Here is a 25,016-nt window from a genome sequence, read left to right on the forward strand (position 1 = left end):
AGTTGTAACGGTAGGATCTACTAAGCTTACAAAATAATTGTCTGTATCTACAACGATGTTTTAGCGTTTAGGCTTTTACTTTTGGGGGCTTTAAGTTGCGTAAGCTGCTTATTTTTAAAGTCTCGTAAGGTTATTTCCAAAGCTTTAATAGTCGCCTCTAACGGCAGGTTGTTGTCTTCTAATAATTGAATCAAATCTACAGCCAGTTTAATCTCTAAAGGCGCAGATACTAATCCTGAATCAATCGTACTGTCATTATTCGTCATTGTCTAAAGCTTCCATCTTAAATTCTAATGCTTGCGTAAACTCGTTACACTTTTGATAACGTTCTTTGAGTGCACTCACTCGTGATTTATGAATTTCTTTATTATTGGCAGTGTTTGCTTGTTGGTAAAGGCTATTTTCTTCATTAATCATCGCCAATAGCCTTTTTTCATATTGATATTGACGTTGCAACTGTTGATATACTTTTTCTTGTTGTGTTGAATAGCGTTTATATAAACCTTCAGCTTTACCCGCATCCAACTGATTCACGATATTCAATAAAGCTGAAAATTGATTGATGAGCTTTTCACATTCATAATTGATGATTGTATTACCCATCTCTTTAGTAATAACGTGTTTTAAATGTTCAAAGGTCGTCTGGATTTGTTGACAGTAACCAGACAGGGTTAAGCTACTCGTATTAAATAAATGTACTTCAAAACGAAATGACTTATTTTCCGATAAAGTAATTTTATTATCCCACTCTCGACAACGTAAACTAAGCGTTGCAAGTTGTTCGGATAAGGCGCTTAAGTGCTTTAAATCTACTGACTGAACCATGCGTTATACCCAAGGTTAATTGCCATAATTAGCACAATGATAATAAAGACAGGGCGGATAAATTTTGCACCAAAATAAATGGCTGAATGTGCACCGATAAAAGCACCTAGCATTAAGCAAGCACCCATTGTTAATCCGATAAACCAGTCAACTTGACCAAAATAGATAAAGGTTAATAAGGAAACAAAATTACTAGTGAAGTTCATTGCTTTAGCTAAACCACTGGATAATAGAATATTCAGACGGTATAAGTGCATATTAGAGATAACCCAAAATGCCCCCGTGCCAGGGCCAGAAACACCATCATAAAAACCTAAAACAAAGCCTTGAATACGCTGAATAATCCTTAATAAAGGAGTGTTTTCAGGAAGCGTTGCATTATCAATTTCTTTTACTCGGTTAAATAAAGTATAAATAGCGACTGTTAAAATCACTAAAGGCAAAAATTTATTCAGAAACTCCGTGGAAATATAGTTTACTAAAATGGTCCCAAACATGGCGCCAATTAACGTACTATAAAAGGTATGTTTCCAAAATTCGGGATTAAAAAGTTCTTTACGGAAATAGGTATAGGCCGCCGTACCAGAGGCAAAACATGCAGATAATTTATTAGTTCCTAACGTCAGGTGGGGTGGTAAACCAACACTCAATAATGTCGGTACAGTGAGCATACCGCCTCCGCCTACTACTGCATCGATAAAGCCGGCTATCAAACCAACTAATGCCAATAGCACCCAGCTATTGGGATCTAATACAAACTCTGTCATTTTATTTCTCTACATTTAAAGCAAAAGGGGGAAGGGCATCAATTAAACTTTTGCCATAACGTTTGGTTATTACGCGTTTATCTAATAAGGTAATTTGTCCTGTGTCTGTTTCTTTACGAATTAAACGCCCACAGGATTGTATCAATTTTTTACTGGCCTCTGGTATGGTAATTTGCATAAATGGATTACCTCCTTTTGACGTGATCCATTCTGCATGCGCCTCTTCAACGGGTGAGTCTGGTACTGCAAAGGGTAGCTTGGTAATGATTAAATTGGTCAGGTAATGCCCTGGCAAGTCTAAACCCTCTGCCAAACTGCCTGTACCAAATAGGATACTGGTCAATCCCTGATCGCAGTTCTTTTTATGGCTGCTGATCATTTTTGTGCGAGACGTTTCACCCTGTACTAATAACGCTTTAGGAAATTTTCGGCGTAACTTATCCGCCACTAAGTTCATTTGCCAATAAGAAGCGAATAAGACTAAATTAGCTTGTTTTTCTTGTATACGTTGCGCAATGTTATCGATTAATTCGTTATCAAAACCAGATTCAGTGGGATCCTTTTTCATATTGGCAATATTGAGAGGGATCGCAGGATAATCGAATGGAGACTTAAGACGTAGGTATTGTGTACCATCATTATTTTTCAAACCAGATTGACGCATAAAATAATCAAAACTGTTTAATGATGTTAATGTCGCGGAGCATAAAATAATACCTGCCGCTTGAGACCAGAGCATATATTCTAACAAACCACCGACTTCAAGTGGACTTGCGCAAAGGGTAAACCCGTCATTTTCATTGTTTACCCATGCTGCAATGGGGGCTTGATGCGTCGCTCGATCTTTTAATAGCATTTTCCACAGCGCAAGCAAGTTCTCTAAACGTTGAATATAGAAACCTGTTTCAATCAAAATAGGTTCTGCATCGGATAACTTTATATTAGCGTCTTTCAACTCTTCGGATGTGATGGTAGAGAGTTTATTGACTGCACTTAAACACTTTTTGGTCTCTTCTTTTAAATTAATCAGTGCATTCACAATACCTTCAGGGACTTCACCCATTGGAAAGCGATATTGATTAGACTTATTGTAATTAAGCGGGTTATGACGAAAATATAGTTCAATTGCTTGTAAATCATTAACCATTTCATTAGCACTTTCTAACATAGTTAGGCCGGGGGTAATGGTCGTTTGGCGGTGCACAACACGATTAATATGTGTGCTGACTTGCTTGATTTTTTTTAGCCAATCTTGACTCGTTTTGATATTCACGCTTGCGCTGGAAAAGTCGCGTGATATTTTGGGTAAATGATGAGCTTCATCAAGTACATAGAAACAGGCATCGGGCTCAGGTAAAATAACGCCTCCTCCTAATTCCAAGTCAGCTAGTAACAAAGCGTGGTTAACCACAATTACATCGGCTTTATTGATATTGTCCCGTGCTCGATGAAATGGGCATTGTCGGTGATTTGATAAGGCTTTTTTACAGCTGTGTTTATCGGACACGATTTGTTGCCAAATACGACGAGGGATAGGTGTTGCCCAGCTATCTTGATCCCCATTCCATTTGCCATCTAAATATGCGTTACGCATTTTGCTTAATAATTCACTATCACCCGGTTGCGGTTTTTCAGTAAACAGGAGTGTTTGTTGAGACTCATCTTGTTGTTGGTTGAGTAGCTTATGCTCGCAACAGTAGCGTTGTCGACCCTTTGCTAAAGTGAAGGTGAATTTAAAATCACTGTGGCGTAGAAAAAACGGTAAATCTTTACTGATTAATTGTTCTTGTAAGGTAACCGTTGCAGTAGAGATAACTAGTTTCTTATTCAGCCTTAAGGCCACCGGTAACCCTGCCAATATGTAAGCTAAAGACTTACCTATTCCAGTGCCGGCTTCAGCCACCAAAATACGTCGTGACTTATCATAGTTACCTGCTAACACTTTAGCGATTTCAGCCACTAAATAATTTTGAGCTTTACGTGCTTTAAATTGAGGCAGAGCTTTTGTTATGAGTTCATAATTAGCTCTAATTTCTTTTTTTAGTGAGTCTGAAAGCATAAATATAGGTAGTCTTCTCGGCGCAATGAATAAACAAAAATAAATGGCAATTAAAAACAAAAAACCTTTATTTCGGGAGTCTACCAAAATAAAGGTTATTTAGCTGTGGAATTACAACAAAGGAGTCATTTTTTCACGTTATATTGAGCTTATAAGCTCTGATGCAAAGGGGTTACTTAGGTTGTTCTAAGAATAATACCGCGGCTTCAACACGTGACTTAATGCCTAGTTTTTTAAGCAAACTTTTAACATGAACTTTAACCGTACCTTCTGAAATATTCAGGTTTTCAGAAATTTCTTTGTTACTTAAGCCACGTGAAATTTCTTGCATTATTTGGCTCTCTCGGCGCGTAAGCGAAGAAAGTTTATCTCGAATGTTGTTTTCTTGATCCAAGCAATCTAGGTAAGGGCGTAAATCGTCACTGACTACTAATTTACCTTGTTTAATATCATATAAATTCTCAAGTAAACGTTCAGGGTCGGTATCTTTTAAAAGATAGCCATCAGCACCATGATTAATTAACGAAATAACATCTTGTTTAGCATCAGAAACAGTAAGCATGACAATTTTACTTGTGATGCCATCATTACGTAATGCTTTAAGTGTTTCTAAACCAGACACAGCCTTCATGTTTAGATCTAATAACACCATATCGGGATGTTGTTTTTTGACCATACTGACGGCTTCAATTCCGTTTGTTGCTTCATCAATTACCACAAAATTTGGGTCAATACTGAGTAGTTGAGTGATGCCTTTGCGCATAAGTGGGTGGTCATCAACAACAATAACTGTAGATACATTGTTCATTTGTGATTCCTTTAATTGGTCATGATTAACTTACAATTGCTCACAAGTATAAATGTAAACGGTGAGTGGGGGTATAACTGTTATCAATCAAAATGAAAAAAAATTATTTGCGAGTCATAAATGCCTATACACAATATAAAACAAGCAGGTATTGAACCTGAGTTTTTACATTAAGTCTGTCTATGATTATTTGCTTAAACACTTGAACCTGAGCATTAATCATATACCTTGGTTAATAACAGGTATGTGAATTATAAGTGATTTATAATCATAGGTATAAACAATTGTAAATATTTGCTCAAATTTTGAAGGTAAGTTTGACTTCGGTGCCAATCGTTAGGTTTTTTATTTGTAAAACAGCATTAAGTTCTTCTGCACGTTGATTCATTATTTCAATACCGTAGTGATTATTTTTACCCGGTTTATCTTCAATACCAATGCCATCATCGCGCACGGTAATAACGACTTGCTTTTCTTCAGCCACACAGTTGATCACAATGTTATTACAATCAGCATGTTTCATTGCATTGATCATCGCTTCTCTGACTATCTGTAGCATATGGATGTGTTGATTCGCGTGAGTTTGGAAATTAGAATCGAATTTTCCCATCTTGATCTTGGCGGTCGTTTGTTTTTGTAGTTGTGAAATCATTATAACGACGGCTTCTTTAAAGTCAGACACACCAATGTTTAAGCGGAAAGTAGAGAGTAATGAACGCAACTGAACATAGGCTTCCGTTACTGCCTCTTCGATATTGTTAACAGATGTTTTTGCACCTTGATTCTCTTTGTCAGCGCTGGCCTCTAATTGTCGACGTAAAACAGTACATTGAATTTTCAGGAAAGATAGAGCTTGCGCAATAGAGTCGTGCAATTCTCGTGCAATAACACCACGCTCTTCGACTAATAATAGTTTTTGTTCTTGTAAACTGTATTCTTCTTGGTACAAGGCGCGAGCAAGTAAACTACTGAAACTATTAATGATGGAGTTATCTTCACTGTCGTTAATGCCATTAATATAGTTTAAATAACCGTATGGGCTACCGTTAATATTGATAGGAATACGTTTATTATTACCTGTTTCTGTGGCACACCCAATATCGCTGTCAATTTCAATTCCATTCTCTAACTCCAAACATAACTTCGTTAAGTTGGTTTGTTTAGCGAGCGCATTTAAGGCATCACGAATAATTGAGTGGGTTAGCTTAACGGTACTAAGTTGCTGCGAAATAGTGAACAAGAATTGAATCGTTTCATTGGCTTTTTCTAATTCTGTTTTTTTATCAAATACTTTTTTCTGCATCGCGTTAATCAAAGATTCAAGTTCTGCTGACATACTTTGAAGGCCGGTTGAAAGCGCACCAATTTCATTATCATGATCAGAGAATTCGACATTAAAGTGATGGTTTGATATCGAGTTAACATTAGCTTCTAGCTGGTTAATTGGCGCAACGATGTAACGTCGGCAATAAATAAGTAGGAATAGGGCACTTAATGAAATAAGCAAGAAAACAACGATTTCTGAGACTAAAATAACCGATGATTCTTTTTCTAGTAGTTGCTGATATTGATGAATAGTAAGCTCTGCGTTTTCAACAACATTGTTTAACTGAGCATGCAATTCTTGCTCTGAAAGTTGATATAACTGGTGTTGTAGAGTAACTAGCTCTGCACGTAGGTTAATGTTCGAAAAATGAATCGCATTGACATCAAAATACTTATTCTCCAATAGTTTATTCGCTAATAAAGGGGAAAAACTATTAAGAGAGCGGTGGATTAAATCGCGGTCCAATGAATCTGCATGTAGAAATTGAATGGCTTTGTGTTTAAGCTTCACCAGATTAGTGATAGCTTCTTTGTTATTCGCTTGGCTGTGAGACGTTGTAATAAAAATAAGCGTATGCGTTCCTGCTATAATAAGTAGCAGTACAGAGAATGTTGAAATCACTCTTGTGATAGAAAGTGAATGAAATAGTAGATTAATCTTCATACATAGTTAAGAATAATAGGTAACGAGTTGATAGAGTCTCCTTGATAGGGAGGGTGATGTCATCTTATTTAATTTAGCTCCGAGCTTGTTTCACTAAGTTTACCATAACTTTTGGTAAATATGTTAGACAAGCCGCTTAACCCATAAATGGTTAAGAAGGGTAAACTTAGAAATGGGTTTGCCTCCCGTGTTTGGAAAGGAACTGACCATGCAATTAATAGATAAATATCACCGTAAATTTGAATATTTACGGTTGTCGATCACCGATGAATGTAATTTTAAATGTAATTATTGTTTGCCCGATGGCTACCAACGAACTCATCAAAAACAATTTTTATCAGAAGGTGAAATTAAAAACTTAATCAATGCCTTTGCAGAACTAGGCACTACCAAAGTAAGAATTACCGGTGGAGAGCCAAGTTTGCGTAAAGATTTTGCTAACATTATCAAGCAAGTGGCTAATACCGATGGGATCAAAAAAGTAGCCACCACTACTAACGGTTTTAATTTAAGTAAACATGCAGTGGAATGGTTTGAAGCCGGCCTAAGTGCGATCAACGTGAGTGTGGATAGTCTTGATGCGAATACGTTTAATCTTATTACCGGTAAAAATATCTTTCATAAAGTAATGGAAGGGGTTGAAGCTTGTGCAGGCGCAGGGTTTAAGCAAGTTAAAGTAAATAGTGTTTTGATGAAAGGCTTGAATGATACCGATCTCAACACCTTCATAGAATGGATCAAAGATCAGCCGATTCAACTGCGCTTCATTGAATTAATGCAGACCGAAGATAATACTGAGTTTTTTAATCGTTATCATTTATCCGGTCAAAGTATTAAAGAGGCCTTATTAAGCCAACAATGGATACAAAAAATTCGCTACGCAAACGATGGTCCAGCAGAAGTTTTTACTCATCCAGATTATAAGGGTGAAATAGGTTTGATCATGCCCTATAGCAAAGATTTTTGTGATAATTGTAACCGTTTACGCGTGTCATCTGTTGGCCGATTACATTTATGCTTGTTTGGTGAAGAGGGAGTTGACCTTCGTCATTTGTTACAAAATAGTGATGACAAGGAGCAACTGAAAGAGACCATCGTTGCTGCTTTACAGCTGAAAAAATCATCGCATTTTCTTGATTTAGGACTTTCAGGAGGCACTCCACACTTAGCTTCAATAGGCGGTTAGTTCTTGACTTGATTAAATATTCTCCGCATTTTGCGGGGGATGTCTCAAACCTTCATAAATCTCTTGATCCATATCAAACACACTTCAGATAACCTCTTTTTTTATAATACTTCTGCTAAAGTTAGTTGAATATTTCATTCACATTAATTTAACAATTAGTTTAACCATGCCTGACATTGATATAAACAAACGTAATTTATTTCGTCGACAATCAGATTTGGTGATTAACAATTTAATGCCCTGGATTGAAGACAACCAACAATTTGTAAATAACTGCACTCAGTGCAAAAACTGTATAACCAGTTGTCCTGAAAAAATCATAGTGCAAGGTGATGCAGGTTTCCCAGTGATAGATTTTTCACTCGGCGAATGTACGTTTTGTGGACAATGTGCCGATGCTTGTCAAGAAGATATTTTTACCGTAACAACAGAAATACCTTGGCATAAAAAAGCAATGATCGCAGACAGTTGTTTAGCAAACCAAAACGTTTACTGCCGCAGTTGTGGTGAAAGTTGCCCCGAACAAGCTTTGAGCTTTCAAATTGGGATCAACGCAGTACCTGAAATTGATTTAGAGCTATGTAATGGCTGTGGCGCGTGCTTTTCTCCTTGTCCAACCAGCGCCATTAGCATTAAGGAACATAAATGAAAGAAGAAGAGTTGCATGTATCGAGCTTAATTGTGCATGTTAAATCTGAACAAATACTAGACTTAACTAATAGCATCAAAACGATGCCTAGAGCGGAGTTAGTAACAGTGACAGAGCATGGAAAAGCGATTGTCATTATTGAAGCGGCTAATCAACGCCAAATAATGGAATGCATTGACCAAATTAATGACATTGATGGTGTAGTGCACACTAGTCTTGTTTACCACGAGTTTGAAAAATCTACGCAAAATAACAGCGAGGAAATACAATGAAATTTACCAGACGTGAGTTTATGAAAGCACAAGCGGCAGCCTCAGCTGCTGCAGTTGCAGGCATAGCATTACCCGTATCAGCTAGTAATATTATAGCCAGCAAGGATGCAACTAAAATCAAATGGGAAAAAGCGCCATGTCGCTTTTGTGGAACAGGCTGTAGTGTTTTAGTCGGTACACAGGAAGGTAAAGTGGTGGCAACACAAGGTGACCCTGAGTCCCCAGTGAATAAAGGCCTTAATTGTGTGAAAGGTTATTTCCTTTCTAAAATCATGTACGGTAAAGACCGTTTAACAACGCCACTATTACGTATGACCAATGGTATTTACGATAAAAATGGTGAATTTGAACCTGTTTCTTGGGATGTTGCTTTTGATATTATGGCAGTGAAATTCAAAGATGCCTTGAAAAAAACAGGCCCTACAGCAGTAGGGATGTTTGGTTCTGGTCAGTGGACTGTAATGGAAGGTTACGCTGCTAGTAAATTAATGAAAGCGGGTTTTAGAACTAATAACCTTGATCCAAATGCACGTCATTGTATGGCTTCTGCGGTAGGTGGCTTTATGCGTACTTTCGGCATCGATGAGCCAATGGGGTGTTATGATGACTTAGAAAATGCGGATGCATTTGTATTGTGGGGATCGAATATGGCAGAAATGCATCCGATCCTATGGTCTCGTTTAGCTGACCGTCGTTTAAGCAACCCAGATGTAAGCGTACATGTGTTATCTACTTACACACATCGTTCATTTGAATTAGCTGATAATGGTATGATTTTCACGCCACAAACTGACCTTGCAATATTAAACTTCATTGCTAATTACATTATTCAAAATGATGCGGTAAATAAAGACTTTGTTAGCAAACATACTAACTTCCGTAAAGGAACAACCGATATTGGTTATGGTTTACGCCCAGAACACCCATTACAACAAGCTGCTAAAAATCCGGATTCTGGTGCTTCAACACCAATGACCTTTGATGAGTTTGCTGAATATGTGTCTGAATTTGATGTCGAATATGCAGAAAAAATGTCAGGTGTCCCAGCTGATAAACTCATTAAATTAGCTAAGATTTACGCAGATCCTAAAATTAAAGTGACCTCTTACTGGACCATGGGATTCAATCAACATACGCGTGGTGTATGGGCTAATAACTTGATGTACAACATCCATTTATTAACCGGTAAAATTTCTCAACCTGGTTCAGGTCCATTCTCTTTAACGGGCCAACCTTCTGCTTGTGGTACTGCTCGTGAAGTAGGTACTTTCTCGCATCGTTTACCTGCCGATTTAGTAGTTAAAAACCCTAAACATCGTGCAATAGCAGAAAAAATTTGGAAATTACCAGAAGGCACTATTGAAGCAAAACCTGGTTATCATGCTGCTTTACAAAACCGTATGTTAAAAGACGGTAAATTAAATGCTTACTGGGTAATGTGTAATAACAACGTACAAGCTGCTGCAAATATTAATGAAGAAGTGATTCCGGGTTACCGTAATCCTGATAACTTTATTGTGGTATCTGACCCTTATCCAACCGTGACTGCACAATTAGGTGACTTAATTTTACCAACGGCAATGTGGGTAGAAAAAGAAGGTGCTTATGGTAATGCTGAGCGTCGAACTCAAGTTTGGCATCAACAGGTTAAGTCACCTGAAGGTGCAAAATCAGATTTATGGCAAATTATGGAGTTTGCTAAACGCTTCAAAATTGAAGAAGTATGGGATGCTGACCTGATTGCAAAAATGCCTGAAGTGAAAGGCAAAACTATGTACGACGTACTTTACCGTAATGGTCAAGTCGATGCATTTGGTCTAGATGAAGTGAAAGACGAGCAACTAAATGACGAAGCGCGTCACTTTGGTTTCTATGTACAAAAAGGGCTGTTTGAAGAGTACGCAAGCTTTGGTCGTGGCCACGGTCATGATTTAGCACCATACGACAGATACCATGAAGTACGTGGTTTACGCTGGCCAGTGGTTGATGGCAAAGAAACGAAATGGCGTTTCCGTGAAGGTTCTGATCCTTACGTAGAAAAAGGAACTGAGTATCAGTTTTATGGCCATAAAGATAAACGAGCGATTATCTTTGCATTACCCTATGAACCAGCAGCCGAGTCTCCAGATGAAGAGTACGATTTATGGTTAAGCACTGGTCGTGTACTAGAGCATTGGCATTCAGGTTCAATGACTCGACGTGTACCTGAGTTATATAAAGCCTTTCCTGATGCTGTTGTGTTTATGCACCCAGATGATGCACAACAACGTGGTTTACGTCGTGGAGATGAAATTGTGATGGCTTCAAGACGTGGTGAATTAACCTCTCGTGTTGAAACACGAGGACGTAACCGTCCACCAAAAGGGTTGGTATTTATGCCATGGTTTGATGCCAAACAGTTAACTAATAAGTTAACCCTTGATGCAACTGATCCGTTATCAAAACAAACCGATTACAAAAAATGTGCTGTAAAAGTTACTAAAAAAGCGTAATTAAGCAACGCTAATAAAAGAGCGCTACTTGGATGATGCAAGTAGCGTAAGCAACACATGTACTCTATTAAATGGACTCTTTGTTATAAAAATATAACAAGATGGAGAAAAGCAATGAAAAAATTTATCACAGCGATTTTTACTGCATCAGTGATCGCATTATCTGTACCTAGTGTTTACAGTGCCGATGATGTTGTTATGTCAAATAATGGTGGTGTGCCATCTCTACGTGGTTTAGTTGAAATATCAGACGTTAATCAATCGGAAGCACTTAAAAAAGTGCCAAGAGAACAGCATCTTATGGATCGTAACTATGTTCAGCAACCACCAATGATTCCACACTCTATTCGTGGTTATCAAGTGAATTTAAATGCCAACAAATGTTTATCATGTCATAGCTTTAAAAATGCAGGTGCGATGGGAGCGACTAAAGTCAGTGTGACTCACTTTATTACTCGTGAAGGTACAACATTGTCTGATGTTTCACCTCGCCGTTACTTTTGTTTACAGTGTCATGTGACACAAGCAGATGCTAAGCCTCTGGTTGATAATACATTCACACCGGTAGATTCATTACGCTAAGCGGGAGCACAAATTATGCTTAAACTATTAAAGCGTTTATGGGTGATCATGAAATCACCTTCGACCGCCTCATTTGGATTTATTCTAGTGATTGGCTTTTTAGGTGGGATCATCTTCTGGGGTGGTTTTAATACCGGCATGGAAGCAACTAATACCGAAGCATTTTGTTCTGGTTGCCATGCTCCGATTGTTAAAGAGATCCGTGAAACTATCCATTATTCAAATCGCTCTGGTGTACGTGCTATTTGTTCAGACTGTCATGTACCACATAATTGGACAGATAAAATTGTTCGTAAAGTACAGGCATCTAAAGAGTTGGTTGCATTTGCAATGGGCACCATTGATACAGATGAAAAATTTAAAGCTCGGCGTGCGCATTTAGCTAATCGCGAATGGCAAAGGATGAAAGAAAATAACTCACAGGAATGTCGTAACTGTCATCAGTTTGAATATATGGATTTCAGTGAACAAGGTAAACGTAGTGTGAGTCAACATTCAACAGCACTTGCTTCAGGCGACAAAACCTGTGTTGATTGTCACAAGGGTATTGCGCATCAATTACCTGATATGAAAGGCATAGAAGGCTGGTAAATTAGACGTTATACTAATATAAAAAAGGAGCTTTAAGCTCCTTTTTTATTGCCTAGATCCGCATCCTAGAATCGCATTATAGTTACAAGGATAATAGTTGCTAGGCAAAATCGATTTTATAAACACAACACCATTAGGAACCAATGTGAACATAGCGGGTATCGTATTAGCGGGTGGGCAATCATCTAGAATGGGGCAGGACAAAGCCAAACTCACTATTGAAGATCATACATTATTATCGCGTGCAGTTAATTTATTGCAGATTGCAGGTTTTGAGGATTGTTACGTTAGCGGTGATTACCAAGGGTTTAATTGTATCGTAGATACACAATCTGAGTTGGGGCCCATTGCAGGCATAGCAGCTTGCGCGACACAACTTAGTGAACAAAAGCAGGGGGGGGCATCGGTTGATCACTCTCTGCATAGTAGATCAGAGCATTCCTCTCAAGAATATTGCAACACGCAACAAAGTAAAAAATATGATGCATTATTTATTATGCCAGTGGATATGCCGTTATTAGCGGTAGAAGATTGTAAAAAATTACTGCAACATTTTATAAAGCAATTTACAAATCAATCTATTACAGGTAAACAAGGCGTATATTACAAAGAAACGACGTTTCCAATGTTATTATCGCTGAATGATACATTATTAACCTATTTAGATCAGGCACTCAGCGCTGTAGATAAAAAACAGCGTTCTTTATATCGTTTAATTGAAACGTTAAATATAGAGGCAATAAGTCAACAGCAAGTTGACCTATTTAGGTTTGAAAATACCAACACGCCGGAGCAATGGCAGCGTTGTTTGGCAACCTATAGTAAGATGCAGACGGACAAGTTTAAGTAGTCGTTTTACAGCACTTTAAAAGTCGTCTTACACAGTTTTAAAAAGTTATTTGAGCACTAATACTCCTCAATTTGATACAACAAAAACAAACTACAGTGACACCGATTTTAGAAAAAATAGGGTTTAATAAATCGGTACAGACAACATTAATGCAGTTATTTTTTGATAAAATAAGCCTATTAATGAGTGTGATAGCTACTATGACAAATGCTATTCTGATTTACCCAGAACAAAGCAACCATTTAAAAATTATAAGGATTAACATGAGCCATCTTTCAAGCAAAGAATTCACGCCTGCTAACATTGCAGTATTAACCGTTTCAGATACTCGTAACGAATCGACAGATACTTCAGGTGGTTACTTAGTTGAGGCGCTAAAGGCAGCTGGACACCAATTAACAGATAAACAAATAGTGATTGATGACCCTTATAAAATTCGGGCAGTTGTTTCGCAATGGATAGCAGATGATAAGACCGAAGTGATCATGATCACGGGGGGAACAGGATTCACTGCTCGTGATACTACGCCTGAAGCTGTATCCGTATTATTTGATAAACAAGTGGAAGGCTTTGGTGAGTTATTTCGCGCTGTGTCTTACCAAGAAATTGGTTCTTCAACGATTCAAAGTCGTGCATTAGCTGGGTTTGCTAATAATACTGTTATTTTTTGTATGCCAGGTTCAACTGGGGCATGTAAAACGGCATGGACAAAAATCATTGTCGAGCAAATCAACGCACAGCATAAACCATGTAACTTTATGCCGCATTTAGGAGCTAAATAATGTCTGCAACCTTTACTCACATTAACCAAGACGGCAAAGCGAATATGGTTGATGTTACTGCAAAAGAAGTGACCGTCCGTCAAGCTATTGCCGAAGCTTATGTGGATATGTCACCGGAAACACTTGCCTTGATTGTTAATGGTCAACACCATAAAGGTGATGTATTTGCGACTGCCCGTATAGCAGGTATTATGGCTGCTAAAAAAACCTCTGATTTAATACCACTTTGCCACCCATTGGCATTAACAAAAGTGGAAGTAAATATCACAGCAGAAACAGAGATGAATCGAGTACGTATTGAAAGCTTATGTAAATTATCTGGCAAAACCGGCGTTGAAATGGAAGCACTAACCGCCGCTTCAGTTGCTGCATTAACTATTTATGACATGTGTAAAGCAATTCAAAAAGATATGGTTATTTCCGCAGTGAAATTATTAGAGAAAACAGGTGGGAAATCAGGCCACTTCAAAGCCGTGGAATAGGGAACTAGGATGATTAAAGTACTATTTTTTGCCAAGTTAAGTGAACAGCTAGGTGTTAGAGAATTACAAGTTGATGCAAAAAATGCTGAAGATACTAAGCAATTATTTACTCACTTGCTAAACCATAAAACAGAATGGGCGTCTATTTTAACTAGCCAACCTTGTTTAAAAGCGGTTAACCAAGCGATGGTAGCTAATGACGTACCTTTAAAAGATGGTGATGAAGTGGCTTATTTTCCTCCCGTTACAGGAGGTTAAATGATCAGTGTTCAGGAGTTAGATTTTAACCAACAGGTTGAGTACGACCGCTTAAAAAGCACCACTAAAATAGGAGCTATCGTAACATTTACTGGATTGGTTCGAGATATTAACGAAGGTCAAGATGTCAGTGATCTCGCATTAGAGCATTATCCAGGGATGACAGAAAAATGTTTACAGGATATTGTTCAGCAAGCACAGCAGCGTTGGAATATCATTGACTTTACCATTATCCACCGCGTGGGGCAGTTGACTATTTCTGATCAAATTGTGTTTGTTGGTATTGCAAGCCAACATCGTGGCGATGCTTTCGCAGCTTGTGAATTCATTATGGATTATTTAAAAACACAGGCTCCATTTTGGAAAAAAGAAACCATGGCAAACGGTGAAACTAAATGGGTAGATGCAAGAGAACACGATCAACATGCACTGACGAAGTGGCAAAGTTAAGTCGCAAGTTAGTGAGCTGTCTTTCAAACTTAACCTAAGACTGTTGAAAGTAGATTGAAGTTATAAGTGGCATAACATATAAACGTAATACCAAGGTGGAAATAAATGTTAAAGAGATTAAATAAGCGTTTTTTATGTTTTGTGATGTTGCTTGTTAGCTCATTAATAACCGCAAATGTGATAGCTGCTGTGATAGAAGTAAAGCCGCTTGAGTCACTGAATAATCAAAAACCGGCTAAAAATATTAAAGCGCTTAATCTTGAACCCTTAAATATTGCCGTTGCTAGTAACTTTAAAGTCGCCGCGTTAGATATTGCTCGACAGTTCACCGAACAGTTTGCGATTGAGGTTAATATTTCCAGTGCTTCCACCGCGACCCTTTACCAACAAATATTACGTGGCGCTCCCTTTGACCTGTTTTTATCGGCGGATCAAAAACATGTACAATTATTGGTTGAAGCGAATAAAACAGCGCAGCACCTTGGTTTCATTTATGCTCAAGGACGGTTAGTGTTTTGGCAACCAGCACTTAACCATCAACCTACGCTAGATGATTTTATGACTTATCAAGATAGGCTTGCTATTGCTAACCCTAAGTTTGCCCCCTATGGCATCGCAGCCCAGCAAGCACTAAATTTTACTAAAAAATGGCAAACGCAACCTTACGTTAAAGGTAATAATATTAATCAAGCTTTTCAGTTTGTTGCTTCTAAAAGTGTTGCCGCGGGTTTAGTATCTTACGCCGCGGTAATTCAAAAACAGCAAACACATTATGTATTGATTCCTCCGCAGTGGCACCAACCTATTACCCAATACGGTGTGATCATCAATGATCAAAAAAGTCAGCAAGCGGAGTTGTTTAAGCAATTTTTACTGTCCTCTACGATACAAAAGCAAGTTGCACAACAAGGTTATAATTGATGCTCAGCGCAGGTGATTATCAAGCGATTTGGCTGACTTTAAAGTTAGCAGGACTCACCACTATTTTGTTGATGATAATGGCACCGCCATTAGCTTGGTGGTTAGCACGCAGCAAAGCAAAGTTACGTCCTTTAATTGAGTCGTTGGTGGCATTACCCTTAATCTTGCCGCCAACGGTACTTGGCTTTTATCTGTTAATCGCCTTTTCGCCGGAACATTTTTTAGGGCAGTGGTGGCTGAGTTTTAATGAAACCTCATTGGCTTTTTCATTTACAGGTTTAGTTATCGCTTCAGTGATATATTCACTTCCCTTTGTAGTACAACCATTACAAAGTGCTTTTGTTCACCTCGATAAGACCTATTTAGAAGTTAGTTCCACCCTTGGTTATGGAAAGTATGAACGGTTATACAAAATAATTTTCCCGATGTTATTACCTAGCTTTATTATTGCAGGTGCATTGGGCTTTGCACATACCATTGGCGAATTTGGCGTGGTATTGATGATTGGCGGGAACATTCCAGGGGAAACACAGGTCTTATCTATCTTATTATTTGACCATGTGGAATCTTTACAATATAGCTCTGCACATCAACTTTCATTTATTTTATTAGTATTTTCAATGTCACTGCTGGTGGTCATTTATGGTTTCTTACAAAAGCGTCAGCAACGGGTGTTAAATGCTTAAGTTCGATATTCAAAAAACTTTCAAAATTAACAGCGCAACAAGCCATAAGACCAGAACATTGCACTTTAAAGGTGAGCTAATTTTATCCGGTGTGTGTGCTATTTTTGGTGATTCAGGTGCGGGTAAAACAACCTTATTACGTTGCTTAATTGGTTTAGAACAATGCACAGGGCAGATCCATTTTCAACAACAGATTTGGTTGAATCAACCTGAAAGCAATAATGCTAGGTCTAAAAGTGCGGTTTACAAACCATTGCTGGTGGCGGTGGAGAAAAGAAACATTGGTGTGGTTTTTCAAGAGCCTAGATTATTCCCGCATTTAAATGTACAACAAAACTTACAACTGGCGGTTAATAAATCCGAAAACAGTACCTTTACTATTCAAGAACTGGCTGAAAAGTTAGGCTTTAAGGAATTGCTAAATCACCAGACGACACAACTTTCCGGAGGCCAAAAGCAACGTATCGCTATTGCGCGTGCGTTATTAACTAACCCGCAATTACTGGTGATGGATGAACCTCTTTCATCATTAGACGCAAGTAGCAAACAGCTGTTATTACCCTTTATTAAACAAATTAGTGAACGTATTCCGATTTTGTATATTACTCACTCAGAACATGAGCTATTTTATCTGAGTAAACAAATGGTATTGGTTAATAATGGCCAAATAGAAGCAATCGGTGAGCCGCAACAACTGTTTTTAGACAGTGAATTGTCATTGATTAAGTTTGCTCATCAAGGCTTGATTTTAAACGTATTAGTTAAAAAATTCGATTCAGACGAAGGGTTGATAAAGGGCTGTTTAGATGGACAAACCTTATTTATATCAGCTGACCAAGCACCATTAACAACGCAAATACAGGTGAAAATTAATAGTCGAGATGTGATCGTTGCACTTAAGCCGATTGTGGGGAGTTCCTTATTAAATTGTATCGCCGCACAGGTGATAGATTTCTCTCAAGATCAACAAAAAGCGGTGATATTAACGTTAAAAATTAACTCACAATTTATCTATGCTTATATAACCTTACGCTCATTTAACAAACTTAATCTCGCTATCGGCAGTAACGTTTTTGCGCATGTAAAAACCATGAGTATCATTAATTAGCTATGTCATCATAGAGCCGCCACAGCAATGCGGCGACTAATATATAACGGCTAATCTGAGGACTCTGGTTGAATACTTATTGCTGTAAAGAAAGGCCTGCGATTTGATGCCAATAGCCATTACATTGTAAATTATCGTGTTTAATTATTTGCTGGTCGCCTAGGATTTGCTGCTTAAACTGCTGTACAGTTGTTAAGCTATCCAACGAGCTTGGGCTAACGCGTATAACATCCACTAATCCTTTCATGCTTTCAACATCATTTAATAAGTTATAACAATAACCTGATTGTGTTTGTATCCCATTTAAAACAAAGACTTGTTGCCCTTCTTGGGTACTTGTAATACGACCTTGCGGGTACTTAATACAACATAACTCACAGTCATCTTTAGCTTTGTTTTCTGAGCGAGCAGTAAAGCAACGTGCAGAATAAGCGAGCGGTATATGGCCGTGGGCAAAGACCTCCACTTCAAAAAGTTCGCGGATCCCCATCGCTTGTGCATCAGTTAATGCTTTTTGTAGCCAGTCACGGGAAAGCTCTACTGGCATAACCCAACGTTGCATTCCTTGGTTAACAAATAATTTAAGCACATGTGCGTTATAACAATTAATGGCAGGACCACAAACAAAGGGGACTTTCTTTTCAGATAATAATTGAATCCCACCAATATCGTTTGCTTCAACGGAAAGTTCACCATTTTCACAAAGTTGCTTTAATACTTTTACTTCAGAAGGCGCCTCTAAAAGCGCCATACTTGATAATACGATTTCTTTACCCTGATTATTTAAGGCTTTAGCTAGGCTTATCCAATCACGTGCTTTTAACTCGCGACGTTTACTACACACAGTTTCACCCAAATAAATGATATCTGCATCACTGTTTAGTGCTTGTTGATAAAAATCTTCAGTGGTTTGTTTTGGCCAGTAATATAATAAAGGCCCTAATGATAATTTCATAAATTTCCCTGTTTTAAACCGTTAGCACACTATTGCCAGTCACGATGGTAGGCACCTAAAGTTGTTTGGCTGCCCTCTGAAACATTCGCTAATACCGCATCCCAATCTTTTTTAACTTGGTAACGTTGCGGAGCTTGTTGATAGCTATCAATAGCGGCTCGCCAAACGCGCGTAATTTGTTCAACATAAGCAGGGCTACGTTGACGGCCTTCAATTTTGACTGAGGTGATACCGGTTTCCATTAATTCAGGGATCATCGATAAAGTATTAAGGCTGGTGGGTTCCTCTAGTGCGTGGTAAAGCTGATCATCTACGATAAATTTACCTTTACATAAGGTTGGGTAACCGGCTTTTTCGTTGCTTTGGTAACGATCTATTAAAATGTTATTTAAACGAGACTCTAAGCCGTTATCCGTTTCTTGCCAGCGAACATATTTAGCAGGAGAACATGCACCCACCGTATTAGGTGATTCACCGGTAAAGTAGGAGGATAAATAGCAACGACCTTCCGCCATAATGCATAAACTACCAAAGGCAAACACTTCTAAATCAACATCGGTATTACGTGATAACTGTTTTACTTGATGAATGGATAACACTCTTGGCAGAACAACGCGTTTGATATTAAAGTTTTTTTGATAAAAATCGATGGCAGCGGTGTTAGTGGCTGATGCTTGTACCGATAAATGTAACTCTAATTCAGGGTATTTATTAACCGCATAATCCAACGTCGCAATATCAGCAATAATGGCGGCATTTGCGCCTAAATCAACACATTTGTCGACAGCATTAAACCATCGTTTTTGTTCACCTGGGTGCGCAAAAGTATTAATGGCAACATGTAAATGTTTGTTATGGTCTTGAACATACTGCGCCCCTTTAGCCAACTTTTTATCGTTAAAATTTAAACCAGCAAAATGACGCGCGTTGGTATCATCTTTTAATCCCACATAGACGGCATCAGCACCACAATCGATAGCGGTTTTTAATGCGGGCAAACTACCTGCTGGGCATAAAAGCTCCATGTTATTTCCTTTAGTAATTTTCAATGGGGTTATTGTAAAAAAAGTGATGATAGTTTTATTGATATAGGGCAGGCAAACACGATTCATTTAGCTATGTTGACCTGTTTTATTCTGTTTTGAGTAAATTACTTACAAACAATCGTCTAATTGATCACCGTTAAATTGATTTAAGCCAAGTCGTCCTTTTAGAGGTACGTTTATAATCAGCCAAATTAAAAATTAATGGTTGTTTGTCCTAGAAAAAGGCAGCATTTAATAAGGAAATCCATGTTCACTCCATTACGCAATAAAATACAGCAACAATTGGTAGTTAAAACACCGTCTTTATTAGCATTACCGAGTCGTTTTTTACCTTTTTCAGTTCAACAAAAGTGTTTAAGTAGCATTGTGAGTTGTGTGTTTAAAGAAGCTATTGAAGATGGGGACCTTGAATTTTTACAACAAAAATGGCTAAAAGTGACCATTAGTGACCTAAATCTGAGTTGGTATTTAAGTTTCAAAAATAACCATATTATTATCAAGCAAAATGCACCGCAGACAGATGTCTCTTTTACCGCAACTGTGAATGATTTAATTTTAGTGGCAGGTAGAAAAGAAGATCCTGATACTTTGTTCTTTCAACGCCGTTTAAGTATTGAAGGTGACACAGAATTGGGGTTAGAAGTTAAAAACTTAATGGATAATATTGAATTTGAACAGTTACCGTCATTGGCAGAAAAAACACTCGCGCACTTTTCAGGTTTTGTAAAAAAAGGGTTAGCCTTGAATACAGAGGATCTTTCGACTAAAAATATCGTTGCATAATATAAAATCAGAATGTTTAACGTAAAATCAGAGTGTTTAAAGTAAAAAATAAACATCAAACTATCTTTTACATACGTAGCCCTATAGGCTTAGCACTTTGATGTTAACTAATTGTGAAAAAATGACCAACCCGATCCCAATAAAAGAAGTGAATAGCCCTGATTTAACCTGCTCTAAATGTAAAGCTGCTTGTTGTCAGTTAGAGGTCATGTTAATTACCGATACAGGTGTGCCTGAACGGTTTATTAAGCGCGATCAATGGGGTGGGGAAACTATGAAACGTTTAGATGATGGTTGGTGTATCTGTGTTGATCGAGAAACAAAGCTGTGTACTATCTATGAGAACAGGCCTTGGGTTTGTAGGATTTTTGAAATGGGCTCTTATGAATGCAGTATTGAATTCATTGAAGCTTAATGTACGAAGCCTAATGTACGAAACCTAGTATATTGAAGCCTGATTATTGAAGCTTAGTGCACTGAAGAATAGTTTTTAAGCTAAATCATCGTGATGAATATTTCTGTTATTAAATGGTTTAACATCTAAACACCTTTTGTGTACCGAGTTTAGATGTTAACAATGACTACTCAGCTAATTTTTTAAAGTGTAGGCAAGTATCTAATAAACGATTTGCAAATCCCCATTCATTATCACACCACACCAATAGTTTTACTAAATGCCCATCACTCACTCGAGTCTGCGTTCCATCAATAATGCACGAACGAGGATCATGATTAAAATCGACAGACACCAAAGGTGCTTCCGTATAACCTAAAATACCTTTTAATTCAGTTTCTGCTATTTGTTTCAAACAGGCATTAATTTCCGCAATCGAGACCTTACTATCAACAGTGATGCTCAGATCCATTGCGGTGACATTAATGGTTGGAACACGCACGGCAATGGCTTCGAACTTATTCGCAAACTTAGGCAAAATACGTTCAATACCGGCTGCTAATTTGGTATCCACTGGAATAATAGACTGGCTGGCTGCACGTGTTCGACGTAAATCATGGTGGTAAGAGTCGATCACAGGTTGGTCATTCATCGCAGAATGGATCGTGGTGATCGTGCCACACTTAATAGTAAATGCACTGTCTAGGCTGGCAATAACTGGCACAATGCAGTTAGTGGTGCAAGATGCGCCAGAGATATACTGCTCATCACCCGTTAATTGTTGGTGATTAACACCATATACCACAGTGGCATCAACATCCTGGTCGGCAGGATGAGAGAAGATGACCTTTTTTGCCCCTGCCAATATATGTGCATTAGCGTCTGCTTTTGTGCCATATAACCCAGTACAGTCAATCACTATATCAATATCAAGCGCTTTCCAAGGTAGCTCATTGATCTCTTTAAATGCGAGCAACTGAATAGGGTGGTGTTCAATAATCAGTAAATCATGGCTTTGTGAAACTTCAAAAGGAAAGCGTCCATGGGTTGAATCATATTGCGTTAAATGACAAATCGCTTCCGGTGTCGCCAACTCATTGATCGCGACAATATCGATTTGTGTTTGATGATTTCCCTCAAATAATGCACGAACAACACTACGTCCAATACGCCCATAACCATTTATTGCAATTCGAAGTGACATTTACATTCCATTTGAAATAAGTAAAAAAATCATTGTAATAAAAAAGCCAATAATTATCTATCAATTACCCATTTTTAAGCGTTTCAAATTTCATTTTAAATAAAATCGATTAGATAGTTATAACAATAAGTTATACATTCATTATTTGAATCCGAGTGATTCTAAGTGAAGTTATAGTGAATCGAAGCCTAGTATTTTAAAGGAGGTAATCAAACGTACAATAAATACTATGGCGAAGAGAAACAAAATAAAAAATAAATATTTGTAAATATCTTTTTGTTTTTTTAATACCTCACAATAGCGGTACACGGGCAACAGTTTAGCCATTTAGTTCCTGACTAAGGCGTGTTTTTAGCTTGATTTTAGATAAATATGATTTAATTATGGATGTTCCACTGAAATGTAACATTCATTTTGTTACTATGTTTCGCCGAAACACGTTTGTTATCATTTATTCGGTAATATGGATTAATAATTAAGAGCGGTTTGCTCTAAATGAGGAATAATGAGTTTAAATAAAGATAAATACAGTATCGATAACACCGATTACACTGTAGGTCAGGATAACGTTCAAAAATGGGGATTTGATGTTCATAACCCTGTTTTTGGATTTAGTGCAGGTTTAATTGCCCTGTTTTTAATTGCGATTATGGTAGTTGATCCAGAAGTTTCAAAAGCGGCATTAGATGGAATCAAATGGCAAATTATCGGCGCATTTGATGGCCTATTTATGTGGTCTGCAAATATATTTGTTATTTTCTGTTTGATTTTAATTGTTTCACCTTACGGTAAAATCCGTCTTGGTGGTCATGATGCTAAAAGTGATTATACAACCATGTCATGGATTTCAATGCTTTTTGCTGCAGGTATGGGTATTGGATTGATGTTCTGGGGCGTTGCAGAACCTGTCGCGTATTTCACTGGTTGGTATGAAACACCATTAAATGTAACACCTAATACACCGGAAGCAGCAAAACTGGCATTAGGTGCAACGATGTTCCATTGGGGTCTACACCCTTGGGCTATCTATGGTGTAGTTGCATTGTCATTAGCATTTTTTGCTTATAACAAAGGTTTACCACTTTCAATGCGATCTATTTTTTACCCTATCTTAGGTGATCGTACTTGGGGTATTGCTGGTCATATCGTTGATATTTTGGCTGTTATCGCTACCTTATTTGGCCTAGCAACATCATTAGGTTTAGGTGCACAACAAGCTGCAAGTGGATTCCATCATGTATTCGGTATTGACTCTGGCTTAACCACGCAGATTATTATCATTGTAGTGGTGACCCTGTTAGCGGTAGTTTCAGTTGTACGTGGTATTGATGGTGGTGTTAAAGTCATCAGTAATATCAATATGCTGTTAGCTATTGTTTTAGTATTGTTTGTAGCACTAGTGACAATGGCAGTGTCGATGGGGACTATTCCTACTACTGTAATGGGCTACATAGAAAATATCATTCCACTAAGTAACCCTATGGGTCGTGAAGACGAAGCTTGGATGCACGGTTGGACAGTTTTCTATTGGGCGTGGTGGATTTCATGGTCACCATTTGTAGGTATGTTTATTGCGCGTATTTCTCGTGGACGTACTGTCCGTGAATTCTTAATGGCTGTACTTATCATTCCAACCACTGTGACTATTCTTTGGATGTCAGTATTTGGTGGTGTGGCGATCGATCAAGTGATTAACAATGTTGGTGAACTAGGTACTAACGGTTTAACTGAAGTACCATTAGCGATGTTCCAAATGTTTGATCAATTACCATTTGGTAGCATGCTTTCATTATTGGCTGTTGTGTTAGTATTGGTATTCTTCATTACCTCTTCTGACTCTGGTTCTTTAGTGATCGATAGTATTACTGCCGGTGGTAAAGTTGATGCGCCTGTTCCACAACGTGTTTTCTGGGCGTTAATTGAAGGTGCTATTGCGGCTGCATTACTGTGGGTTGGTGGTACAGAAGCGATTCAGGCACTGCAAGCTGGGGCAATTTCCACTGCATTACCATTCACCATTATTTTGTTAATTATGTGTGTTAGTTTAATCATGGGAATGAGAACGGAACCGCGTGATAAATAATTTATGGATTAGTTGAACACGCTAGACTATAAGTAGGTTTTATAAGGCCGATTAATCAATGATTAATCGGCCTTTTTTGTTTGTACTTTTTAAAAACTATTTTTAATAGCGCCAATCATTTTCTTGTAATTGTAAAAAATTGCATGTCTCAAATAACCGGTCTTTTACGAATATTACAACGTCGCCCTATATAAAAATAAGAGGTTTCGAGTTGTCTACCCAGAAGTAAAAACGAGGGGATCTTTTATATTGGGTATAAAGTCTTGATTTAATCCGTTAGCACTTAGCATTTTTTAACCTTCCTTCAACCTTTTTATCGCTTTTTGATTGTTAAAGAAAATAGGGGATGGGATTAAAGATTGAGTAGAAAAATGAACAGATTTAAGGTAGAAAATTGCTTTCAATAGGTTGCTCTCTGCACAAAATTTCTATGTAGAAATGCTCTATTAACTAACAAGAATGATTCGTTTTTGCACACTTGCTATTACCAATAAGATTGGTAAAAATATTTAGCTGGTTTACTCGTTACTCGTTGCCCGATTGCTAGTTGGTAGCGGCTAATGGCAGGCATCAAAATAAATAAACAAAAAAAATGCCGCTAACTATGTAAGTCAACGGCATTCTCGGTGATGAACCTTTTTTTATCGTTCTAATGATAAGTTAAAACGATAAACTAATTTAGTCTTGTGTTTTGATTGTAGTGAAGTGGTAATCCACATCAACCACTGCACGGTAAGCAACTTGATCACGTGTTTGAGCGAACTCTTGGATCGTTACTTTTGATTTATCAATG

The 25,016-nt window shown here is 37.9% G+C and carries 26 protein-coding genes and 1 riboswitch; of the genes, 17 read left to right on the forward strand and 9 right to left on the reverse strand.

All coding sequences use genetic code 11. The features are described from left to right. Positions 1-47: 47 nt before the first annotated feature. From H5084_RS13320 to H5084_RS13345, 6 genes are all read right to left on the reverse strand, one after another. Complete coding sequence (locus H5084_RS13320) at positions 48-266, reverse strand: DUF2496 domain-containing protein (RefSeq protein WP_182690786.1); 219 nt, start codon at positions 264-266, stop codon at positions 48-50. Continuing rightward, on the reverse strand, positions 256-825 hold the full coding sequence (locus H5084_RS13325) for a primosomal replication protein (RefSeq protein ID WP_182690787.1): 570 nt from the start codon (positions 823-825) through the stop codon (positions 256-258). The genes H5084_RS13320 and H5084_RS13325 overlap by 11 nt, the downstream gene beginning before the upstream one ends. Next, positions 810-1,592, reverse strand: coding sequence for a TSUP family transporter (locus H5084_RS13330; protein ID WP_182690788.1), 783 nt, complete (start codon positions 1,590-1,592; stop codon positions 810-812). Before H5084_RS13330 ends, H5084_RS13325 begins: the two co-directional genes overlap by 16 nt. A 1-nt stretch (position 1,593) precedes the next feature. Beyond that, the gene (gene dinG, locus H5084_RS13335) at positions 1,594-3,651 is read right to left on the reverse strand and encodes an ATP-dependent DNA helicase DinG (RefSeq protein ID WP_028867584.1); all 2,058 of its coding nucleotides are present in this window, start codon (positions 3,649-3,651) and stop codon (positions 1,594-1,596) included. A gap of 172 nt (positions 3,652-3,823) precedes the next feature. Next, positions 3,824-4,459, reverse strand: a complete 636-nt coding sequence (narL, locus tag H5084_RS13340; RefSeq protein ID WP_028867583.1) for a two-component system response regulator NarL — start codon at positions 4,457-4,459, stop codon at positions 3,824-3,826. Positions 4,460-4,757: 298 nt separating this feature from the next. Next, the gene (locus H5084_RS13345) at positions 4,758-6,449 is read right to left on the reverse strand and encodes a histidine kinase (protein WP_182690789.1); all 1,692 of its coding nucleotides are present in this window, start codon (positions 6,447-6,449) and stop codon (positions 4,758-4,760) included. 65 nt (positions 6,450-6,514) lie between these two features. Next, positions 6,515-6,667, forward strand: a riboswitch (molybdenum cofactor riboswitch). Here H5084_RS13345 and moaA point away from each other — a divergent pair. From moaA to modC, 14 genes are all read left to right on the forward strand, one after another. Next, on the forward strand, positions 6,658-7,635 hold the full coding sequence (gene moaA / locus H5084_RS13350) for a GTP 3',8-cyclase MoaA (protein WP_028867581.1): 978 nt from the start codon (positions 6,658-6,660) through the stop codon (positions 7,633-7,635). (Overlaps the previous riboswitch by 10 nt.) A 166-nt stretch (positions 7,636-7,801) precedes the next feature. Continuing rightward, positions 7,802-8,284: a ferredoxin-type protein NapF gene (gene napF, locus H5084_RS13355; RefSeq protein ID WP_182690790.1), complete on the forward strand. Its 483-nt coding sequence runs from the start codon at positions 7,802-7,804 to the stop codon at positions 8,282-8,284. Next, positions 8,281-8,556: a chaperone NapD gene (locus H5084_RS13360; RefSeq protein WP_028870393.1), complete on the forward strand. Its 276-nt coding sequence runs from the start codon at positions 8,281-8,283 to the stop codon at positions 8,554-8,556. Before napF ends, H5084_RS13360 begins: the two co-directional genes overlap by 4 nt. Then, on the forward strand, positions 8,553-11,048 hold the full coding sequence (gene napA, locus H5084_RS13365; RefSeq protein WP_182690791.1) for a nitrate reductase catalytic subunit NapA: 2,496 nt from the start codon (positions 8,553-8,555) through the stop codon (positions 11,046-11,048). Before H5084_RS13360 ends, napA begins: the two co-directional genes overlap by 4 nt. A gap of 114 nt (positions 11,049-11,162) precedes the next feature. After that, the gene (locus H5084_RS13370) at positions 11,163-11,630 is read left to right on the forward strand and encodes a nitrate reductase cytochrome c-type subunit (RefSeq protein ID WP_028870391.1); all 468 of its coding nucleotides are present in this window, start codon (positions 11,163-11,165) and stop codon (positions 11,628-11,630) included. Positions 11,631-11,645: 15 nt separating this feature from the next. Beyond that, on the forward strand, positions 11,646-12,221 hold the full coding sequence (locus H5084_RS13375; protein WP_028870390.1) for a NapC/NirT family cytochrome c: 576 nt from the start codon (positions 11,646-11,648) through the stop codon (positions 12,219-12,221). 97 nt (positions 12,222-12,318) lie between these two features. Then, the gene (locus H5084_RS13380; RefSeq protein WP_259396801.1) at positions 12,319-13,071 is read left to right on the forward strand and encodes a molybdenum cofactor guanylyltransferase; all 753 of its coding nucleotides are present in this window, start codon (positions 12,319-12,321) and stop codon (positions 13,069-13,071) included. 263 nt (positions 13,072-13,334) lie between these two features. Continuing rightward, positions 13,335-13,853: a molybdenum cofactor biosynthesis protein B gene (moaB, locus tag H5084_RS13385; RefSeq protein WP_028870388.1), complete on the forward strand. Its 519-nt coding sequence runs from the start codon at positions 13,335-13,337 to the stop codon at positions 13,851-13,853. Beyond that, a complete protein-coding gene (moaC, locus tag H5084_RS13390) occupies positions 13,853-14,335 on the forward strand; it encodes a cyclic pyranopterin monophosphate synthase MoaC (protein ID WP_182690792.1) in 483 nt (160 codons plus the stop codon). Before moaB ends, moaC begins: the two co-directional genes overlap by 1 nt. Before the next feature lie 9 nt (positions 14,336-14,344). Then, positions 14,345-14,593, forward strand: a complete 249-nt coding sequence (locus tag H5084_RS13395; protein ID WP_028870386.1) for a MoaD/ThiS family protein — start codon at positions 14,345-14,347, stop codon at positions 14,591-14,593. Beyond that, positions 14,594-15,043 (forward strand): molybdopterin synthase catalytic subunit MoaE, encoded by a 450-nt coding sequence (moaE, locus tag H5084_RS13400; RefSeq protein WP_182690793.1) that lies wholly within the window; start codon positions 14,594-14,596, stop codon positions 15,041-15,043. Between the two features lie 105 nt (positions 15,044-15,148). After that, positions 15,149-15,964 carry a molybdate ABC transporter substrate-binding protein gene (gene modA, locus H5084_RS13405; RefSeq protein WP_182690794.1) on the forward strand — a complete coding sequence of 272 codons (816 nt, stop codon included), beginning with the start codon at positions 15,149-15,151 and terminating at the stop codon, positions 15,962-15,964. Continuing rightward, the gene (gene modB / locus H5084_RS13410) at positions 15,964-16,650 is read left to right on the forward strand and encodes a molybdate ABC transporter permease subunit (RefSeq protein ID WP_028870384.1); all 687 of its coding nucleotides are present in this window, start codon (positions 15,964-15,966) and stop codon (positions 16,648-16,650) included. Before modA ends, modB begins: the two co-directional genes overlap by 1 nt. After that, on the forward strand, positions 16,643-17,758 hold the full coding sequence (gene modC / locus H5084_RS13415) for a molybdenum ABC transporter ATP-binding protein (RefSeq protein ID WP_182690795.1): 1,116 nt from the start codon (positions 16,643-16,645) through the stop codon (positions 17,756-17,758). Before modB ends, modC begins: the two co-directional genes overlap by 8 nt. Positions 17,759-17,834: 76 nt before the next feature. On the opposite strand, the gene H5084_RS13420 is transcribed toward modC, so the two are convergent. Then, positions 17,835-18,713, reverse strand: coding sequence for a U32 family peptidase (locus H5084_RS13420; protein WP_182690796.1), 879 nt, complete (start codon positions 18,711-18,713; stop codon positions 17,835-17,837). A gap of 29 nt (positions 18,714-18,742) precedes the next feature. Continuing rightward, on the reverse strand, positions 18,743-19,738 hold the full coding sequence (locus H5084_RS13425) for a peptidase U32 family protein (RefSeq protein ID WP_028870381.1): 996 nt from the start codon (positions 19,736-19,738) through the stop codon (positions 18,743-18,745). Positions 19,739-20,005: 267 nt separating this feature from the next. Between H5084_RS13425 and H5084_RS13430 the strand changes: the two genes are divergently transcribed. Further along, positions 20,006-20,542, forward strand: a complete 537-nt coding sequence (locus tag H5084_RS13430) for an SCP2 domain-containing protein (protein ID WP_028870380.1) — start codon at positions 20,006-20,008, stop codon at positions 20,540-20,542. A 121-nt stretch (positions 20,543-20,663) separates the two neighbouring features. Continuing rightward, positions 20,664-20,957, forward strand: a complete 294-nt coding sequence (locus H5084_RS13435) for a YkgJ family cysteine cluster protein (protein ID WP_028870379.1) — start codon at positions 20,664-20,666, stop codon at positions 20,955-20,957. Positions 20,958-21,123: 166 nt separating this feature from the next. Here H5084_RS13435 and epd read toward each other — a convergent pair whose 3' ends face one another. Further along, the gene (epd, locus tag H5084_RS13440) at positions 21,124-22,140 is read right to left on the reverse strand and encodes an erythrose-4-phosphate dehydrogenase (protein WP_182690797.1); all 1,017 of its coding nucleotides are present in this window, start codon (positions 22,138-22,140) and stop codon (positions 21,124-21,126) included. Positions 22,141-22,645: 505 nt separating this feature from the next. Here epd and H5084_RS13445 point away from each other — a divergent pair. Then, positions 22,646-24,223 carry a BCCT family transporter gene (locus H5084_RS13445; protein ID WP_182690798.1) on the forward strand — a complete coding sequence of 526 codons (1,578 nt, stop codon included), beginning with the start codon at positions 22,646-22,648 and terminating at the stop codon, positions 24,221-24,223. The last annotated feature ends 793 nt before the right edge of the window (positions 24,224-25,016 follow it).

This window comes from Psychromonas sp. SR45-3 (assembly GCF_014163575.1).
Classification (GTDB): Bacteria; Pseudomonadota; Gammaproteobacteria; order Enterobacterales; family Psychromonadaceae; genus Psychromonas; species Psychromonas arctica.

Excerpts from the sequence above, each read along its gene's own strand:
- H5084_RS13430 (WP_028870380.1), top strand. The coding sequence starts at position 20,006 with ATGTTCACTCCATTACGCAATAAAATACAGCAACAATTGGTAGTTAAA.
- H5084_RS13395 (WP_028870386.1), top strand. The coding sequence starts at position 14,345 with ATGATTAAAGTACTATTTTTTGCCAAGTTAAGTGAACAGCTAGGTGTT.
- modB (WP_028870384.1), top strand. The coding sequence starts at position 15,964 with ATGCTCAGCGCAGGTGATTATCAAGCGATTTGGCTGACTTTAAAGTTA.
- napA (WP_182690791.1), top strand. The coding sequence starts at position 8,553 with ATGAAATTTACCAGACGTGAGTTTATGAAAGCACAAGCGGCAGCCTCA.
- H5084_RS13445 (WP_182690798.1), top strand. The coding sequence starts at position 22,646 with ATGAGTTTAAATAAAGATAAATACAGTATCGATAACACCGATTACACT.
- H5084_RS13375 (WP_028870390.1), top strand. The coding sequence starts at position 11,646 with ATGCTTAAACTATTAAAGCGTTTATGGGTGATCATGAAATCACCTTCG.
- modA (WP_182690794.1), top strand. The coding sequence starts at position 15,149 with ATGTTAAAGAGATTAAATAAGCGTTTTTTATGTTTTGTGATGTTGCTT.
- moaB (WP_028870388.1), top strand. The coding sequence starts at position 13,335 with ATGAGCCATCTTTCAAGCAAAGAATTCACGCCTGCTAACATTGCAGTA.
- H5084_RS13345 (WP_182690789.1), bottom strand. The coding sequence starts at position 6,449 with ATGAAGATTAATCTACTATTTCATTCACTTTCTATCACAAGAGTGATT.
- dinG (WP_028867584.1), bottom strand. The coding sequence starts at position 3,651 with ATGCTTTCAGACTCACTAAAAAAAGAAATTAGAGCTAATTATGAACTC.
- H5084_RS13360 (WP_028870393.1), top strand. The coding sequence starts at position 8,281 with ATGAAAGAAGAAGAGTTGCATGTATCGAGCTTAATTGTGCATGTTAAA.
- H5084_RS13320 (WP_182690786.1), bottom strand. The coding sequence starts at position 266 with ATGACGAATAATGACAGTACGATTGATTCAGGATTAGTATCTGCGCCT.
- narL (WP_028867583.1), bottom strand. The coding sequence starts at position 4,459 with ATGAACAATGTATCTACAGTTATTGTTGTTGATGACCACCCACTTATG.
- moaA (WP_028867581.1), top strand. The coding sequence starts at position 6,658 with ATGCAATTAATAGATAAATATCACCGTAAATTTGAATATTTACGGTTG.
- H5084_RS13425 (WP_028870381.1), bottom strand. The coding sequence starts at position 19,738 with ATGGAGCTTTTATGCCCAGCAGGTAGTTTGCCCGCATTAAAAACCGCT.
- modC (WP_182690795.1), top strand. The coding sequence starts at position 16,643 with ATGCTTAAGTTCGATATTCAAAAAACTTTCAAAATTAACAGCGCAACA.
- H5084_RS13330 (WP_182690788.1), bottom strand. The coding sequence starts at position 1,592 with ATGACAGAGTTTGTATTAGATCCCAATAGCTGGGTGCTATTGGCATTA.
- H5084_RS13325 (WP_182690787.1), bottom strand. The coding sequence starts at position 825 with ATGGTTCAGTCAGTAGATTTAAAGCACTTAAGCGCCTTATCCGAACAA.
- moaC (WP_182690792.1), top strand. The coding sequence starts at position 13,853 with ATGTCTGCAACCTTTACTCACATTAACCAAGACGGCAAAGCGAATATG.
- moaE (WP_182690793.1), top strand. The coding sequence starts at position 14,594 with ATGATCAGTGTTCAGGAGTTAGATTTTAACCAACAGGTTGAGTACGAC.
- napF (WP_182690790.1), top strand. The coding sequence starts at position 7,802 with ATGCCTGACATTGATATAAACAAACGTAATTTATTTCGTCGACAATCA.
- epd (WP_182690797.1), bottom strand. The coding sequence starts at position 22,140 with ATGTCACTTCGAATTGCAATAAATGGTTATGGGCGTATTGGACGTAGT.
- H5084_RS13370 (WP_028870391.1), top strand. The coding sequence starts at position 11,163 with ATGAAAAAATTTATCACAGCGATTTTTACTGCATCAGTGATCGCATTA.
- H5084_RS13435 (WP_028870379.1), top strand. The coding sequence starts at position 20,664 with ATGACCAACCCGATCCCAATAAAAGAAGTGAATAGCCCTGATTTAACC.
- H5084_RS13420 (WP_182690796.1), bottom strand. The coding sequence starts at position 18,713 with ATGAAATTATCATTAGGGCCTTTATTATATTACTGGCCAAAACAAACC.